The organism is Bacillus sp. ISL-55 (genome assembly GCF_018613155.1).
In the GTDB taxonomy this organism is placed as follows: Bacteria; Bacillota; Bacilli; order Bacillales; family Cytobacillaceae; genus Mesobacillus.
Window position 1 is genome coordinate 20,320 of the sequence record NZ_JAGGQU010000013.1, and the last position, 18,210, is coordinate 38,529.

At 43.4% G+C, this 18,210-nt stretch carries 15 protein-coding genes; 1 reads left to right on the forward strand and 14 read right to left on the reverse strand.

The window, feature by feature from the left end; translation table 11 throughout:
• Positions 1-72: 72 nt before the first annotated feature.
• The 7 genes from pnpS to J7E32_RS07550 form a co-directional block, all read right to left on the reverse strand.
• Positions 73-1,839 (reverse strand): two-component system histidine kinase PnpS, encoded by a 1,767-nt coding sequence (gene pnpS, locus J7E32_RS07520; RefSeq protein WP_214905875.1) that lies wholly within the window; start codon positions 1,837-1,839, stop codon positions 73-75.
• Entirely contained in the window at positions 1,836-2,552 is a 717-nt protein-coding gene (locus J7E32_RS07525; RefSeq protein WP_214905878.1) for a response regulator transcription factor, read from the reverse strand. The genes pnpS and J7E32_RS07525 overlap by 4 nt, the downstream gene beginning before the upstream one ends.
• A 499-nt stretch (positions 2,553-3,051) precedes the next feature.
• The gene (locus J7E32_RS07530) at positions 3,052-3,528 is read right to left on the reverse strand and encodes a MaoC/PaaZ C-terminal domain-containing protein (protein WP_102263834.1); all 477 of its coding nucleotides are present in this window, start codon (positions 3,526-3,528) and stop codon (positions 3,052-3,054) included.
• Positions 3,529-3,664: 136 nt separating this feature from the next.
• Positions 3,665-4,603 carry a malate dehydrogenase gene (gene mdh / locus J7E32_RS07535; RefSeq protein ID WP_214905881.1) on the reverse strand — a complete coding sequence of 313 codons (939 nt, stop codon included), beginning with the start codon at positions 4,601-4,603 and terminating at the stop codon, positions 3,665-3,667.
• 280 nt (positions 4,604-4,883) lie between these two features.
• Positions 4,884-6,152, reverse strand: coding sequence for an NADP-dependent isocitrate dehydrogenase (gene icd, locus J7E32_RS07540; RefSeq protein WP_214905884.1), 1,269 nt, complete (start codon positions 6,150-6,152; stop codon positions 4,884-4,886).
• A gap of 192 nt (positions 6,153-6,344) precedes the next feature.
• On the reverse strand, positions 6,345-7,460 hold the full coding sequence (gene citZ, locus J7E32_RS07545; protein ID WP_214905886.1) for a citrate synthase: 1,116 nt from the start codon (positions 7,458-7,460) through the stop codon (positions 6,345-6,347).
• 367 nt (positions 7,461-7,827) lie between these two features.
• Positions 7,828-8,286, reverse strand: coding sequence for a DUF441 domain-containing protein (locus J7E32_RS07550; RefSeq protein WP_041966468.1), 459 nt, complete (start codon positions 8,284-8,286; stop codon positions 7,828-7,830).
• A 410-nt stretch (positions 8,287-8,696) separates the two neighbouring features.
• Between J7E32_RS07550 and ytvI the strand changes: the two genes are divergently transcribed.
• Positions 8,697-9,824 (forward strand): sporulation integral membrane protein YtvI, encoded by a 1,128-nt coding sequence (ytvI, locus tag J7E32_RS07555; protein ID WP_214905889.1) that lies wholly within the window; start codon positions 8,697-8,699, stop codon positions 9,822-9,824.
• An 89-nt stretch (positions 9,825-9,913) separates the two neighbouring features.
• On the opposite strand, the gene J7E32_RS07560 is transcribed toward ytvI, so the two are convergent.
• The 7 genes from J7E32_RS07560 to ystJ all read right to left on the reverse strand — a co-directional run bounded on the left by J7E32_RS07560 (position 9,914) and on the right by ystJ (position 18,015).
• The gene (locus J7E32_RS07560) at positions 9,914-10,300 is read right to left on the reverse strand and encodes an FxsA family protein (protein ID WP_214905892.1); all 387 of its coding nucleotides are present in this window, start codon (positions 10,298-10,300) and stop codon (positions 9,914-9,916) included.
• Between the two features lie 781 nt (positions 10,301-11,081).
• Positions 11,082-12,842, reverse strand: coding sequence for a pyruvate kinase (gene pyk, locus J7E32_RS07565; protein WP_214905894.1), 1,761 nt, complete (start codon positions 12,840-12,842; stop codon positions 11,082-11,084).
• A gap of 33 nt (positions 12,843-12,875) precedes the next feature.
• Positions 12,876-13,835, reverse strand: coding sequence for a 6-phosphofructokinase (gene pfkA / locus J7E32_RS07570; protein ID WP_214905897.1), 960 nt, complete (start codon positions 13,833-13,835; stop codon positions 12,876-12,878).
• Between the two features lie 295 nt (positions 13,836-14,130).
• Positions 14,131-15,108 (reverse strand): acetyl-CoA carboxylase carboxyl transferase subunit alpha, encoded by a 978-nt coding sequence (accA, locus tag J7E32_RS07575; protein ID WP_214905900.1) that lies wholly within the window; start codon positions 15,106-15,108, stop codon positions 14,131-14,133.
• A complete protein-coding gene (gene accD, locus J7E32_RS07580) occupies positions 15,093-15,971 on the reverse strand; it encodes an acetyl-CoA carboxylase, carboxyltransferase subunit beta (protein WP_214905903.1) in 879 nt (292 codons plus the stop codon). Before accD ends, accA begins: the two co-directional genes overlap by 16 nt.
• Positions 15,972-16,145: 174 nt before the next feature.
• Positions 16,146-16,709: a FadR/GntR family transcriptional regulator gene (locus J7E32_RS07585; RefSeq protein ID WP_483297600.1), complete on the reverse strand. Its 564-nt coding sequence runs from the start codon at positions 16,707-16,709 to the stop codon at positions 16,146-16,148.
• A 67-nt stretch (positions 16,710-16,776) separates the two neighbouring features.
• On the reverse strand, positions 16,777-18,015 hold the full coding sequence (gene ystJ / locus J7E32_RS07590) for an NADP-dependent malic enzyme (protein WP_214905906.1): 1,239 nt from the start codon (positions 18,013-18,015) through the stop codon (positions 16,777-16,779).
• Positions 18,016-18,210 lie beyond the last annotated feature (195 nt).

Genomic DNA, 18,210 nt, shown 5'->3' on the forward strand with positions numbered 1-18,210 from the left:
CAAGAACAAAGCCCAATTCTGTTATGAATTGGACTTGCTGATTAGTTATTGTACCCATTTGGTTAGTTTTCCCTATTGAGGCAGCTTTTTAAAGAGCTTAATCGTAAAAGTTGTCCCTTTGCCTATCTGGCTGTCAACTTCGATATGTCCTTTATGTGCTTCAACAATGTGTTTGACGATGGCGAGGCCTAGACCTGTTCCGCCAGAGTTTCGGCTTCTTGCCCTGTCCACCCGATAAAATCGTTCAAAGATCCTCGTTATTTCGCTCTTCTCGATCCCTATACCGGAGTCCTTGACTACAACCGAAACGGACTCTTCCTGGTCAGTTAGAGAAATCTCTACACTTCCTCCATTTGGCGTGTAGGTGATTGCATTGCTGACAAGGTTGATCAGCACCTGCTTGAGCCTGTCTGGATCTCCTTCAATGATCGTCTCTTCGCCTGGCTGAATGAGCTTCAGCATAATATCCTTTTGTGCTGCTTTTCTTTTTAGTATCTCAATAACTTCATTTGCTTCTTTTACGAGATCAACTTTCCCTATAGTCAGCCGGAAACCATGCTGCTCAATCTTCGAAAGGTCGAGCAATTCCTGGATCAATACCTGTAGGCGGTCACTTTCCTTTAAAATGATTTCGAGGAAAGCTTCAAGCGTTGCGCTATCATGCATCGCACCATCCAGCAGAGTTTCCGAAAAACCCTTAATCGAGGTAATTGGTGTCTTAAGTTCATGCGAGACATTTGCAACAAAGTCTTTCCTCATCTGTTCCAGTTTCTTCAGTTCGGTAATATCATGGAAAACGAGAAGGATTCCCTTCCAGACATTGTTTGTCCCGATAATCGGCACTCCATAAACTTCGAAATGGCGTCGTTCAATTTCCAATGGCAAAACAACTTGCTTCCGTACTTTTTGTTCTGTCATGAATATCTCTTCGACCATCCGGGTAATTTCTTCATGGTCAATTACTTCATAGTAAAGTTTGTAGAGGTACTCAGAAGCCTCGACATTAAAAATTTCCTTGTAAGGCTTATTAATCAAGTTGATAAAGCCCCTGCTGTCGATCAGAATCAAACCGCTGCCCATATTTTCAATCAGCGTGGTCAATCTGTCTTGCTGGGATTCTTTAAGCTTCATCAGTTCCTGAAGGTTTCTGGCAAGGATATTGATAGACGAACTCAGCATGCCTGTTTCATCAATATGATCCTCATATGTCCTGGCCCGATAATTCCCTTTTGCCAGCTCGATCGCGACGTTTGTGGCAGACTCGATCGGTTTTGTATAGCGGTTGGTGATCCTTGTACCGAGAAGGATGATGACCATTAATGCCATGCCAAGGCTAACGGTTAGAATCCACCAAATTTGACGGTAAGCTTTCTGCAGCTCATCAATCTTTGTTGTTAAAAAAACATAGCCTTCCTTTTCGCCATCATGAATGAGCGGTCTCCAATAATAATGCAGGTCATAACCTCCGCCTACTTCAAGGTCACTCTGCTTTTCAGGGGTCCCCTCAACGATGTCGCCAATAATATCCCTGTGCCTGTTGATTTTCGTGCTTGATAGTTCACCTGTGTCATAGTGGATGTCTCCCTCAAGATCAACGATGGTGATCCTTGCGTTAAGCAGGTCGCTCATCCGCGAAATTTCTTCAGTATCAAGCGATGCGAGTCCTCCATTTTGTTCGATATTGGAGGTTAAAAGATTCATTTCAATTTTCAGCCGTTCATTGAATGAATTAATAAAGTAATTCTTGAATAATTGCCCTAAAAGCAGGCCCAAGCCTACCAACACGATGATGATCAGGGTAATGAGGGCAAACAAGAGACGTGTCCGGTACTTTGTCATTCTCCCTTTGGTTCCTCCAGCTTATATCCCAGGCCTCGTATGGTTTTGATATAGGATGGCTTTTTCGTATTCAGCTCTATTTTTTCCCGTAAGTGGCTTATATGTACATCTACAATTCTTGTATCTCCCGCAAAGTCATAATTCCACACAGCGCTGAGCAGCTGATCACGAGTCAGCACCCTGCCTTTATTCTTTGCCAGGTAAAGGAGCAGTTCGAATTCTTTCGGAGTCAATTCAAGCAAGTTTTCCATAAAATAAGCTTCATAGAAATCCGGGATGATTTTAACATCACCAATCTTGATTTGCCCCTCATCCTCAGGTTTTTCCTCTACTATTTCTGGCTGGGTCTGCGTCCTTCTTAGTATGGCTTTTACCCTTGCTACGACCTCACGCGGACTGAACGGCTTAGTCATGTAATCATCAGCGCCCAATTCCAGACCTAGCACTTTGTCAAATTCATCATCTTTCGCCGTCAGCATCAGAATCGGCACATTGATTTTCTGCTGCCTGAGCTGCTTGCATACTTCCATGCCATCGAGCTTAGGAAGCATCAAATCCAAAATCATCAAATCCGGTCTTTCATCAGCAGCAAGGCGGATCCCTTCCTCGCCGTCCATTCCAGTTACCACTGAATAGCCAGCCTGTTCGAGATTATACTTCAGCAGTGTCACAATAGACTGTTCATCATCCACAACCAAGACCTTCTTGTTCATATAAGCCTCCAAAAAAGTTATTACCCCTGTTTCATCCAGGCTCTCTTCTCAAACTTTGCTGCTGTTGAATACAAAATTGGATTTAGCAACCAATGTTATTCAACAAATTAAAGCTTATTATGAGAAAGGAGCTCTCACACCTAATACCGACCTGCAAATTGGCTTTTCATGATGTTAAAATTTTAACATCAGTCTTAAAAAGACAGCCTTCATCCAGGCTCTTTTCTCAATCTTTGTTGCTAGTGACTACAAAATTTGATTGAATCACCAAAGTTTCTCTACAAATTAAAAGCTTATCATGAGAAAAGAGCTTACAAACTTAATACCGACCTACAAACTTCCTTTTGATCACGTTAAAATCGGCTTTAGGATTTTAACATCAGTCTTACGAAGACAACCTTCATCCAATAGCTCTATTTACATTATAATATCAACCCAACTGATAAAATCAAATTATAAACAAAAAGGGATGCACAATTATTGTACATCCCGAACAAACTTAAAAGTTTTCTAATGCTTTTCCTTCCATACGCTGGACTGGATATGGAGGACAGACGAGCAGAAGCCCCTTTACAACTGTCTCATCTTCTTCATTTTTTCCTGTAACCGAAATTTCAACATTATGCTTACTCCTGATCACCTCGGTTACTTCAAAGAAGAATTGGACTGTACCATAATGGTATACAGGCTTCACATACTCAATATCCTGCTTCAGAATATGGCTCCCTGGTCCTGGGAGATATTTTGAAACAGCTGAAGTGATGATCCCATTCAGCATAATTGCCGGAACAATTGGTTTTTCATAAGGCGTCTGTGAGGCGTAATCATGCTGGATATACAAAGGATTGGCATCATTCGTCAATCCCAAATATAAGAGAAGATCTTTATCTTCGATTTTTTCTGTTAATGTTAATTTTTCTCCGACAGTGATTTCTTCTATTTTCCTGCCAAGCTTACGTTTTCTTCCAAGCAGCATAGCATTTACCCCTTTGCAATAGAAGTTCAGGAATGTCCATTCCTATCTCTTGTCCCAAATTCATATACTTTATAATTTTTGCAAAAAAATCGGGGAATATTCCCCGATTCTTTTTTTACTAATAATATGCTAACGATTAAGCAAGTACAGCCATAACGTTGCGGACTGCTTCTGCAGACTTATCAAGTGCTGCTTTTTCTTCTGAAGTCAGTTCAAGCTCGATTACTTTCTCGATACCGCCAGCGCCAAGGATTGTCGGCACTCCAAGGTAAATTCCTTCGTAACCATACTCTCCTTCTAGATATGCAATAGAAGGCAATACGCGTCGCTGATCCTTCAAGATAGCTTCACACATTTCAACCAGGGAAGCTGCCGGCGCATAGTAAGCGCTGCCATTCCCAAGAAGGTTAACGATTTCGCCGCCGCCTTTGCGAGTGCGTTCGACGATGGCATCAAGGCGTTCTTTTGGAATTAGTGTTTCGAGAGGAATGCCCCCTGCATATGAATAACGCACAAGTGGAACCATGTCATCGCCATGGCCACCAAGAACGAAACCAGTAACGTCTTTAACAGACAGGTTTAATTCCTGAGCCACGAATGTACGGAAACGAGCTGTGTCCAATACGCCCGATTGACCGATTACGCGATTCTTAGGAAAGCCAGACTCTTTGAAAATAGTATAAGTCATCGCATCAACCGGATTCGTCAATACAACGATGAAACTATCAGGAGAGTGCTTGGCGATTTCCTGGGCTACACTTTTCATGATTTTTTGGTTCGTCTGGACAAGGTCATCACGGCTCATGCCAGGTTTGCGCGCAATACCAGCAGTTACAACAACGATGTCTGAGTCTTTCGTATCTTCATAGCTGGAAGTACCGGTAATGTTCGCGTCGAAACCTTGCACCGGGCTCGCTTCAAGCATATCAAGCGCTTTACCCTTTGTAGGGTTCTCCATTTGCGGGATATCGACTAATACTACATCCCCAAGTTCCTTCTGTGCTAGCAAGAATGCTGTTGTTGCTCCTGTGAATCCTCCACCAATGACTGAAATCTTTTTGCGTTTCAATGACATAAGGCTTCCTCCTCAGAACGAATATATTTTTAAAAAGGCTCTTTTCTCAAACTTTGCTGCTATATCTACTAAATAGGATGGAATTACCTATGTTTCTACAAAAAATCAACCCTTATGAAGAGAAAAGAGCTTGCAAACTTAGTACCGACATACAAAATGGATTTTATCACGTTAAAATCGGCTTTAGGATTTTAACAACCATCTTTACGAGAACAACCTTTAAAAATATATGTTATTTATGTAAAGGCTATCCTTAAAAAGGATAGCCTTCCGCACTTTTTTAGCCCATGTTCTTGATCAGTTCATCACCGAACTCAGAAGTCTTAACTTCTGTAGCGCCATCCATCAAACGTGCAAAGTCATATGTTACAACCTTTGAAGCGATTGATTTTTCCATTGACTTGACAATCAAGTTAGCTGCTTCAGTCCAGCCAAGGTGCTCAAGCATAAGAACGCCTGAAAGGATAACTGAAGATGGGTTAACTTTATCCAAACCAGCATATTTCGGAGCAGTTCCATGAGTTGCTTCGAAAATAGCGTGGCCAGTTTCATAGTTGATGTTTGCTCCAGGAGCGATACCGATACCGCCTACCTGTGCTGCAAGTGCATCAGAAATGTAGTCTCCGTTCAGGTTCATTGTTGCAACAACATCGAACTCTTTCGGACGTGTAAGAATCTGCTGAAGGAAGATATCTGCGATCGCATCTTTAACGATGATTTTGCCAGCTGCCTCAGCGTCAGATTGAGCTTTATTTGCTGCATCTGTACCTTGTTCATCTTTAATCTTGTCATACTGAGCCCAAGTGAATACCTTATCACCGAATTCCTTTTCAGCAAGTTCATAACCCCAGTTTTTGAACGCGCCTTCTGTGAATTTCATGATATTGCCTTTATGTACAAGCGTTAATGATTTACGGCCTTCTGTGATGGCGTAATTGATCGCTGAACGTACAAGGCGCTCTGTTCCTTCTTTGGAAACAGGCTTGATACCGATACCTGAAGTTTCAGGGAAACGGATTTTATTTACACCCATTTCGTTTTGCAGGAATCCAATAAGCTTTTTGACTTCGTCAGATCCGCTTGCATACTCGATACCAGCATAGATATCTTCAGTGTTTTCACGGAAAATAACCATGTCAGTGTCCTGTGGACGCTTTACAGGAGAAGGAACACCTTCAAACCAGCGAACTGGGCGCAGGCAGACGAATAGGTCAAGTTCTTGACGCAATGCTACGTTAAGAGAGCGGATTCCGCCACCGATTGGTGTTGTTAAAGGCCCTTTAATCGCGATTAAGTATTCATTGATTAATTCTAAAGTTTCGCTTGGAAGCCACTCACCAGTTTGGTTGAATGCCTTTTCTCCAGCAAGAACTTCTTTCCAGACAATCTTTTTCTCACCCTTGTATGCTTTTTCAACTGCTGCATCAAGAACGCGGACAGAAGCTGCCCAGATGTCAGGACCTGTACCGTCACCTTCGATAAAAGGAACGATTGGATTGTTTGGTACGTTTAAAACTCCATCTTTTACTGTGATTTTTTCACCTTGCATATTATTCTCTCCCTCCAAAATCCTACTTCATTTACAGATTCAAAGGTTAGCAGGCGAGATTGCCACTAACCTTTTTTAGAAGCTGATTATCCATCAATTTATAAAAATTCGGTTGGAAATCAGCTTCCTTCACTCTCCTATTAGAACAATTTTTCACTAAAAAGTAAAATATTGCTCCTTTATCTCTAATAATTATCTCATTTCGATGGCAACATATTCCTGCTTGCCAGGACCTGTATAATCAGCACGAGGGCGGATCAGGCGGTTGTTGTCATACTGCTCAAGGATATGCGCAAGCCATCCGGATACACGGCTTACAGCAAAAATTGGCGTGAACAGGTCATGGTCGATGCCAAGGCTGTGGTATACAGATGCTGAGTAGAAGTCAACATTTGGCGGAAGGTTCTTTTCGCCTGTAACGATTTCTTCAATCTTAGTGGACATTTCGTACCAGTGAGGTTCACCAGTCAGTCCAGTCAGCCTCTTGGACATTTCTCTCAGATGCTTCGCACGCGGGTCTCCCTGGCGGTATACACGGTGTCCAAAGCCCATGATCTTCTCTTTGTTCGCAAGCTTTCCGCGGATTGCCGGCTCAACATTTTCAAGAGTGCCGATTTCAGTCAGCATTTTCATAACTGCTTCATTTGCTCCCCCATGAAGAGGGCCTTTCAATGCACCGATCGCAGCTGTAACACCAGAATACACATCAGATAGTGTTGCAACGCAGACACGCGCTGTGAATGTTGAAGCGTTCAGCTCATGGTCAGCATGAAGCACTAGCGCCTTGTTCATAGCTTCTACTGCTATTTCATCTGGCTCTTCTCCAGTCAGCATATAAAGGAAGTTTGCCGCGAAGTTAAGGTCTTCTCTTGGCGCGATTGGCTCAAGACCTTTCCTTACTCTCGCGAAAGCCGTAACGATAGCTGGCATCTTAGCCTGGAGGCGGATCGCTTTGCGGTAATTCGCTTCTTTTTCCATTACATCTGATTCATCATCATATAATCCTAAAAGAGATACAGCCGAGCGAACGGCAGCCATCGGATGGACTTTATCAATCGGGTACATCTTGAAATGCTCAAGAACTTCTTTTGGCAAAGCCGCATTCTCTGCAAGCTGCTTTTTCAATTCTTCCAATTCTGCTGCTGTTGGAAGCTTGCGGTGCCATAATAAGTAAATCACTTCTTCGAAACTAGCATTTTCAGCTAGATCATCAATGTCATAGCCTACATAAGTCAGCGTGTCATCGATAATAGAGCTGATAGAAGATGTTGTTGCCACTACCCCTTCAAGACCACGTGTTACTGTCATACTCAATCTCTCCTTTGTAGTTAATTTCCCCATATCCCATTTTGTCTGTATGTTGAATTGCTGATAAAAACAACGATATCAGAAAAAAAGAATTTTCTGACACTTTATGTGCAAAGCCGGACCATACACCGGCGACAGACCGATACAGCCGATATACCCTAAACACATGGGTACCGAGCGCTTGCTCAGGCAACCGGCAAAAAGAAAATGCTTACATTTTATTAAATTTAAAAACCGTGGATACCTTCTCCATCCCCAGGCCTATGTAAGGGAATGGAAGCAGTTACAAGTCCTATTATAAACAATTATCTGACATTTGTGAATGAAAACAACTTAAATCAATATAAAATATTATTTTACAAAAAGGCTATTTAAATAATTCAAAGATTTTCATAGCCGCAAATGCGATACCGGCACCAATCAAAGGACCAACTGCTACTCCTTTGAATAATGATACGGCCAGAATTGTTCCCAGGACCAGAGCCGTCGTTATATGGGGATCTTCGGCCAGCAAGGTAACTCCGCCTTTTGCAAGCAGAGCAACTGCCATCCCGGATATCAATGCTATCCATGCATAGGGTGACTTGAAAGCACCACCTAAATCTTTAAAGCCAATATCACCGCTGGCAATGGGCGCCAGAACAGCAATAGTAATAACCGTTACACCCCAGTTAATACCCTTACCCTGGAGCAGAGAAAATGTTTTGGCTTCAACACCCGCAATCTTCATCACAAGCAGGACCAGGACCGCAATAATTAACGATTGGTTTTTCGCAAGAAAAGCAATTGCCAATAAAGTTAGTAAAAAAAGCATAGGCTCAAGCATAAAATTGTCATCCTTCCACGGTTAAAACTATTGTAACATAATTAAAAATATTACACCAAACAGGTAGGATTAACAGTTGTTGCACCTACTGATTATACGCTTTAGCTGCTTGTTTACATGCACAATTCCACAAATGAATATACTGCTTTGAACAATTTACATCATTTTATTTGGACAGCCTTTTTGCGAATTCTCCTTTCAAAGATTACGCCGGACGCAAATAGGTATGTGGATTTCAAAAAAGCCATTCTCTTAGATATTTTATATTTTAAAGGATTTTTTAAAATTAAATCGAATCTTTTAAAATTATAAGCCGTATATTTTAGGAAACTTTCAGGACTGGCATCAAGCTTTTAAGATATACAAACAGTATTGGCATCCAGTTGGCCATTCCAAAAGGAGGAACCTGTTTGAATCTAGTATATCTACATAGGACATTGCGTTTTATTTTCGTAATTGGTATCGTTGTGGCCGGCGCACTTGCACTTTTTTTCGTATCCAAAGTAACTTACCCATTCATCATCGGCTTCCTGATTGCTTTTATGATGAATCCGCTAGTAAACTTTTTCCAGACACGTGCAAAAATGCCCAGGTCTCTGGCGGTACTCATATCCCTTGTGTTAATCATGTTGGTGTTCGCAGGGCTGATTACATTGCTTGTTGTCGAGATCGCCTCAGGGGCTGAGTATTTAGCGAAAGTAGTTCCTGACCATCTGGTTACTTTGATCGATTATATTGAACATTTATTTGCTGCTCAACTAATTCCTCTTTACAATCAGCTGACAGGTATGTTCCAAAGCCTTGAATCGGGGCAGCAGGATACCATAATGGATAATATCCAAAACGTCGGCGCCACCATCGGGACAACGACAGGAAATTTTATCAAGGACTTTTTCGAAAAAATCCCTAACATCCTGTCCTGGTTTCCGAATGCAGCAACCGTCCTTATTTTCTCATTATTAGGGACTTTCTTCATAAGCAAAGACTGGTATAGATTATCGGCAATGGGTACCAGGTTTTTGCCTAATCGCGCAAGGACGAGCAGCAAGACTGTTTTTGATGATTTAAAAAAGGCATTATTCGGTTTTGTCAGAGCACAGGCTACACTGGTGTCGATCACTACCGTCATTATCCTGATTGGTTTGCTGATCCTTCGTGTCGATTATGCCATCACGATTGCCCTGGTTACCGGTATCGTTGATATCATTCCATATCTCGGAACGGGGGCTGTCTTTGTCCCTTGGATCATCTATGAGGCGATTGCCGGAGAGATGAGTACTGCCATCGGGTTAGGTGTCTTGTATGTTGTTGTATTGGTCCAAAGGCAGATCATGGAGCCAAAAATACTCTCATCAAGTATCGGGCTTGACCCGCTTGCAACCCTGATCGCTCTGTTCGTCGGCTTCAAGACCATCGGCTTCATCGGGCTGATTGTCGGTCCAGTCATCCTGGTGATTATCAATACACTGCAGCGCGCGAATGTGTTCCGGGATATTTGGACATTCGTTAAAGGCAAAGATGAATTGATTATAAAATAGGATAGGATCCACGCTTATGAAAAAACGCCAACCTCACAGCAGGTTGGCGTTTTCTATTTATCCAGCTTCAGCGCTTGCACTTTTCTATGTTAACGAATGACTCTGATCGTACCTTTATCAATCCAGTTACGGAATAATCTGAGCATTAATGCTTTAAAAAACTTCCTGGTCGGTGGTGCCAGAAGCAAAAATCCAAGAGTGTCAGTAATGAAGCCTGGTGTCAGGAGAAGAGTACCGCCGACTAGGATGCTGACTCCATCTAGGATGACATCGCCTGGCATCATGCCTCTGCTTAACTGGTCCTGAGTTCTTCTTATCGTTTCCAATCCCTGCTGCTTCGCTAAAAATGCCCCCAGGAAACCTGTAAGGATGATGAGAAGAATCGTCGGCCAAATTCCAATCGTTTGACCAGAAAGAAGCAGGAGCGCAATCTCAGCAGCCGGAACAATAACTAGTAACAAAAAAATATATTTCATTCTCCACCTCAATGTTTTGGAATAGCTTGTCCTTCTATTATACGTGGCGAGGTGACGAGAATACAATATTATGATTGGTGGAGATTCCTGAAGATAAAACGGGCTCGAAAAAGGGTTAACCCTATTGCACAAGCACTTCGGACATTTTCAGCATGATCACTCGGTGTTTTGTCCGAACATGCGGTGTCTTCGGACATTTCCAGCATGATCACTCGGGGTTTTGTCCGAACATAGGGTGACTTCGGACATTTCCAGCATGATCACACGCTGATTTGTCCGAACACGGGGTGTCTTCGGACATTTCCAGCATGATCACTCGGGGTTTTGTCCGAACATGGGGTGACTTCGGACATTTTCAGCATGATCACTCGGTGTTTTGTCCGAACATGGGGTGTCTTCGGACATTTTCAGCAAAATCACTCGGTGTTTTGTCCGAACACGGGGTGTCTTCGGACAGCTATTCCTCACTTCCTATGAAAGCTGTCTGAACTTGAGGTCACTTCGGACAGCTTTTCCTCGTTTCCTGTTAAAGCTGTCTGAACTTGAGGTCACTTCAGACAGCTTTTCCTCACTTCCTATGAAAGCTGTCTGAACTTCGACTGTCTTCGGACAGCTTTTCCTCACTTCCCACGAAAGCTGTCCGAACTTGGCACGACTTTTGCCGCTCTTCCTCATTTCCTGAAAAAGCTGTCTGAAACTGGTAGGCTACCCAAGGGTAACTCCAGGAATTATAAATAAAAGCGTGAAATCGGTAAGATTTCACGCTTTATTTGGATGATATTTATAAGACACTTGCATGTCCTTTGTAGATGACGCCTCTTGCTGAGTCAACCGTAATCTCCTGGCCATCTTCGAATAGTTGCATTGCGTTTTCTACGCCGACGATGACTGGGATTCCCAGGTTCAATCCGACAACTGCTGCATGGCTTGTCAAACCGCCTTCTACTGTAATCAAAGCACTGCACTTCTCAAGTGCTGGGACCATTTCGCGGTCTGAGCCGATTGTTACAAGGATGCTTCCTTGTTTTACCTTACTGATTGCTTCTTGTGCATCCTTCGCAATAACTACTCTTCCGTATGCAGACTTGCGTCCGATACCTTGAGCTTTTGCAAGGATATCGCCTACTACATGGATCTTCATCAGGTTCGTTGTGCCTGCTTCTCCAACAGGTACACCCGCTGTGATGACGACAAGGTCACCGTGCGAAACAAGACCGCTGTTCACACTTTCATCTACTGCGATTGCGAGCATTTCGTCAGTTGTTTCAGCTTTTTGGCCAAGCTGAGGATACACTCCCCATACTAGAGCCAAACGGCGAAGAACATGGTCATTCGATGTTGCTGCAATGATTGGAGCCTTCGGGCGGTATTTCGAAATCATACGGGCTGTATGACCGCTTTCAGTCGGTGTGATGATTGCGTTCACTTCAAGGTTCAACGCTGTATGTGCAACCGATTGTCCGATAGCATCCGTGATATTGTGCTCTGTATTTTTACTGCGAGCTGATAAAAGCTCTTTATGATCAAGTGCTTGTTCTGCACGCGATGCGATATTATGCATTGTCTGTACAGCTTCCACAGGATATTGTCCTGCAGCTGTTTCACCAGAAAGCATGATTGCATCTGTTCCATCAAAGATCGCATTTGCTACGTCACTTGCTTCTGCGCGTGTCGGACGCGGATTGCGCTGCATGGAATCAAGCATCTGGGTGGCCGTGATAACAGGCTTACCAAGTGTATTGCACTTTTTGATCAGTTCTTTTTGCACAAGTGGTACTTCTTCAGCCGGAATTTCGACACCAAGGTCTCCACGGGCAACCATCAGGCCATCAGAAACTTCAAGAATTTCATTGATGTTATCGACGCCTTCCTGGTTTTCAATTTTAGGGATGATTTGGATATAGGAACCGTTGTTTTCCTCAAGCAGCTGACGGATTTCCAACACATCTGTCGCGCGGCGCACAAAAGATGCTGCAATAAAATCTACACCTTGCTCAATACCAAATAGGATATCCTTTGCGTCTTTTTCGGTGATTCCTGGCAGGTTGACTGAAACACCTGGTACGTTCACACCTTTTTTATTCTTAAGCGTTCCGCTGTTCATTACCCTAGTTTTGATCTCATTGTTAGACTTGTCGATGCTGATAACTTCCAGACCGATCAATCCGTCATCAAGAAGGATTTTCGCTCCTGGATGTACATCATCAATCAATTGGTCATAAGTAACAGAGAACTTTTCCGCTGTGCCCAGCACCTCTGTCATAGAAACGATGCATTCCTGGCCTGTCGTAAGCTCGATCGCTCCGTTTTCCATATCATTCGTGCGGATTTCAGGGCCTTTTGTATCAAGAAGGATACCTACCTTCTTCCCTGTTTTCTCAGCAGCTTCTCTGATATTCTTGATACGTGCAGCGTGTTCCTCATGATTTCCATGTGAAAAATTAAGACGCGAAACATTCATACCTGCTTCAATCAATTGAACTAATTTGTCTACACTTTCACTTGCGGGCCCAATAGTACAAACAATTTTTGTTTTGCGCATAGCTTGCAACCTCCTGGTTTACTGTAAAAGAGATTAAATAGAAAGCTCTTTCGATAATTTATATAAGTTCAAGTCAACAGTATGCTCTTTTGCCAAAGCTTCAATGATATCATAATCAACTAATTGATTCTTTTCCATTCCAACAGCACGTCCGCCTTTGCCTTCCAGTAAAAGCTCTACTGCCCGTGCTCCCAGCCTGCTTGCAAGTACGCGATCGAATGCAGTTGGCGTTCCTCCGCGCTGAACATGGCCAAGGACCGTTACACGTGTATCAAAGTCAGTCTCTTCCTGCAGCAGCTTCGCGAAATCATAACCGTTCATGACACCTTCTGCTACAACAATAATACTGTGTTTTTTACCACGTTCATGTCCTTTTTTAAGTCGGCGAGCTATGTCCTTCATATCATGTGGATCCTCAGGGATCAAAATGGTTTCCGCTCCGCCTGCCAGACCAGCCCATAATGCCAGATCTCCAGCGTTGCGTCCCATTACTTCTACCACAAACGTTCTTTCATGTGAAGAAGCAGTATCACGGATTTTATCGATTGCATCAATGACAGTATTGAGGGCTGTATCAAATCCGATTGTGAACTCAGTTCCTGGAATATCATTGTCGATTGTTCCTGGTACACCGACACAAGGGAAGCCTTGTTCAGTCAACGCCTTTGCACCTCTGTAAGAACCATCTCCGCCAATGACGACCAGTCCATCGATACCAAACTTATTCAGTTGCTCTATTCCTTTTTGCTGGCCTTCTTTTGTCTTAAATTCTTCGCTGCGCGCAGAATAAAGGAATGTTCCACCACGGTGGATGATATCACCAACGGAACCAAGCTCCAGCTTTTTAATATTTCCGCTCATCAAGCCAGCGTAACCGCCATATACACCATAAACCTCTACATCATGATAAATTGCTTTTCTAACAACCGCACGTACTGCGGCATTCATACCGGGCGAATCCCCGCCGCTCGTCAAAACACCAATTCTTTTCATCTTTTCACCTCATTCAATATGTACTGTACCAAAAACTAAACGTAGTATTCTGATATTAGCTTGTCTTATTATAAACAGAATACCCGGGAATATTTCTAAAATACCACGTAGAATACCTTATCTCAACTGAATCCTCAATATTGACAATAAGACGGAATTATCGAGTAATTGCAAGCGCTTTAATAGTATTTTCAACACAGCCGCCTTCGTATTAATGACTACTTTTGGGTGCATGTTCAATTTGTCAAGATATATTTTTATAAAATAAAAATAAAAACGTGCTGTTTCGCACGTTTTATTTTACCCCTATAAATTCAGTTGGAAACGAAAACTCTCCAATTCGTTTATATTTTTCGTAGCGTTGACTCAGGAGTGTCCCTTCATCTAGAACAAGCAGTTCGGACATTGAGTCTTTTAAAACTTTATCCATATATTTTGCCTGCTGCTTTAGGTCTTTATGAGCACCGCCCTTAACTTCAGGTATGATTTCATCTATGATACCTAGTCCTTTAAGGTCTGGTGCAGTGATCTTCATTGTTTCGGCAGCTTTTTTCGCCAAAGTAGAATCTTTCCAAAGAATGGCAGCTGCTCCTTCAGGAGAGATCACAGAGTACGTGGAGTTCTCTAGCATATGAATGTAATTGCCGACTCCAAGCGCCAGCGCTCCACCGCTTCCGCCTTCACCAATGACCACACAGATTACCGGAACGGTGAGCCCTGCCATCTCGAATAGATTGCGGGCAATCGCCTCACTTTGACCACGCTCTTCTGCCGCTTTTCCAGGGTACGCCCCCTTCGTATCAATGAAGCAAATAATCGGACGCCTGAATTTCTCAGCCTGCTTCATCAATCGCAAAGCCTTCCGGTAACCTTCAGGATGTGGCATGCCAAAATTTCTGCGGATATTTTCCTTTGTATCTTTTCCGCGCTGATGGCCAATAACGGTCACGGGGTAGCCATGAAACTTAGCGATACCGCCAACAATTGCTTCATCGTCACCATATAATCTGTCACCATGACATTCGAAGAAGTCAGTAAAGAGCAAAGAGATGTATTCAAGCGTTGTCGGCCGATTTGGATGGCGGGCAATTTGTACCCTGTCCCACGGTTTCATGTTCTCGTATACTTCAGATTCAAGCTTTTGCAGTCTTGTTTCCAATTTATCAATTTCCGCGGTAAGATCTACATCCGTATTCTTCGTGAATTCCTTGAGCTCACTGATTTTATTCCTGAGCTCCATTACTGGTTTTTCAAATTCTAGTTCTCCTGCCATTCGAACGTCCCTCCTGGCTGATGGATTTCAAGTATTCCTGAGATTTTTTCTTTTAATTCTGTTCTCGAGATCACAGCATCAAGCTGTCCATGCTTCAGCAAGAATTCAGATGTCTGGAAGTCTTCAGGCAGCTCTTCGCGGATTGTCTGTTCAATGATCCTTCTTCCTGCGAAACCGATCAAAGCTCCAGGTTCTGCTAGATTGTAATCCCCAAGCGAGGCAAAACTCGCGGAAACTCCACCTGTTGTCGGGTGAGTCATAATGGAGATGATCAACCCGCCATTATCACTGAATCTTTTCAATGCGACGCTTGTTTTCGCCATTTGCATCAAACTCAGGACACCTTCCTGCATCCTCGCCCCGCCAGAAGCGGTGAAAATGATAAATGGTATCGATAATTCATCTGCTTTCTCAATCGCCCTGGTAATTTTTTCACCTACGACGGAACCCATGCTCCCCATCCTGAAAGTCGCATCCATGATCGCTATAGCGATATCAAGTCCATTCACACTGCCTAATCCGGTAACTACCGCTTCATTCAAGCCTGTTTTTTCCCGGTCCTTTTCGAGCTTTTCCTCATATCCAGGAAACCCCAATGGATTGCCTGAAATCATTTCTCGATCCAACTCGCGGAAACTTCCTGCATCGAGGAAACTGTCGATTCTCTCTGCTGAATTCATTTGATGGTGGTAACCGCACTGGAAACACACCTTGCAATTTTTATTCAGTTCTTTCGTATACATGATCTTCTTGCAGTTCGGGCATTTCGTCATGATTCCTTCAGGAACATCCTGCTTCGCTGCTTCAGAAGGAATTGTCGCGTACTTTTTCTTTTTCGTTTTCGTAAAAAGTTCCTTAAGCAAGTTATAACCCCCTCCGAATATGGCTAGTTATTTTGTAATATCCTAAATTTAGTAACAAAGAACTAAGTGGCCAGACCACTATTTCAAAAAAGAAAGAGAGGCTGCCCTCCAGGCATCATAGGCATGTCCACAAGTATATAACATCCTATTTACAAAAGATGTTACTTCATGTCGTCATTCTGTCGACATTTTCCGCAGCATGCGATACCTTTCGAGGATCAGGTCTCCTCTTTTTGTTTCAAGCGAGTCTACCAGTTTGTGATAATCTGCTTTTTCAGCTGGTGATACCTTCAACTGTAAGGCATCATAATAATCATTCAATATATACCAAATCCGATAAAACAGATGATTGTCGGCAAGCTCGGCAATTTTCCTGAAAAATTCCTCGTCCTCAAAATTATGGTCATCAATCCAGGCCTTTAATCTTTTGATTTCGCCTTCCTGCAACTTTTCAGAAGCCAAGTATAGACAATCAACCTCAATCATATTTTTTGTTTCCACTACATCATTTTTAGCTTTTTCATCCTGCAGGATAAAGGTGCTTAATAATTGGACAAGCTGGTTGCCGCGGAAGTCCCTGATAAACGTTCCTTCTCCCCTTCTCGTCTCAATCAAACCGAGAAGCTCGAGGGCACGCAATGCCTCGCGGACGGAGGAGCGCCCTGCATTCAGGCGCTCTGAGAGTTCACGTTCGGAGGGGATTTTATCTCCTGGCTTTAAGCCATCTTTATTAATCATTTCCCTTAGCTGCCTGACGATTTCCACATATACCTTTGTGCTTTTTTCAGGCTGTGCCACTAAGAGATCACTCACCTTTTCCAATCAATGCAAGGCGCATGGTGCGCTCTTTGACTTCTTCGGGATCCACTTTAATGCGCGCCACGCCAGTTTCCATCGCTGCATTCGCAACAGCCGCTGCAACAGCAGGTGCAACACGCGGGTCAAACGGGCCTGGAATGACGTAATCACTAGAAAGCTCGGATTCCTCAATCAGGCTGGCAATTGCGTTAACAGCAGCTACTTTCATCTTTTCGTTGATATGGGTAGCCCTGGCATCCAATGCGCCGCGGAAGATTCCCGGGAAGGCAAGAACATTATTCACCTGGTTAGGGAAATCGGATCGGCCTGTGCCGATAACCGCCGCTCCTGCCGCTTTGGCTTCATCAGGCATGATTTCTGGAACAGGGTTTGCCATCGCAAAGATAATCGGATCGTTATTCATTGTCTGGACCATTTCAGCAGTAAGCGCTCCAGCTACAGATACCCCGATAAACACATCCGCATCTTTGATAGCATCCGAAAGGGATCCTTCAACGTTGTCACGGTTGGTGAATTTAGCCACTTCTTCCTTGATCGCATTCATTCCGTTAGGGCGTCCTTCATAGATCGCACCCTTTGTATCGCACATGATGATGTCTCGGACTCCGTATGAATATAGAAGCTTTATGATCGCAATTCCCGCAGCTCCTGCTCCGTTTGCGACCACTTTAATTTCGTTCATTTTTTTACCGACAATTTTTAGCGCGTTCACGAGGCCAGCCACTGTTACAATCGCAGTTCCGTGCTGATCATCGTGGAATACAGGGATATTCGTTTCTTTTTTCAAACGTTCTTCTACGGCGAAGCAGTTTGGCGCTGCTATATCCTCCAGGTTGACTCCACCGAATGTCGGCTCAAGCAGTTTTACCGTCTCGACAATTTTATCAACATCCGTTGTATTCAAACAAATTGGAAAGGCATCGACGCCAGCAAAGCTCTTGAAAAGGACAGCTTTGCCTTCCATTACCGGAAGCGCGGCTTCGGGACCGATATTGCCAAGGCCCAAAACGGCTGTGCCATCAGAGACAACGGCCACCATATTGCCTTTCATTGTATAGTCATAAACGGTTTCAGGCTTATCATATATTTCCTTGCAAGGCTCCGCCACACCCGGAGAATATGCAAGACTCAAATCTCTTGCATTCCTTACAGGCACTTTTGATTTTGACTCTAATTTCCCTTTGTTTACACGGTGCATGTGCAAAGCTTCTTCACGTAAAGTCAACTCAGGTCCACTCCTTAGTTATAGGCTTTCTTCGCCAAATATTGGCGCTTTCGTCCTGCTCATTTCCCGCTGTGAAACAACTAGATTAACCGCGAGAAGGATGGACAGCATTTCTTCCAGAAACGACAATTATTTACGAAAAAATACCTGATTATAAAAAAAGTTTGCCAACTACAGTGGTCTGACCACACATAT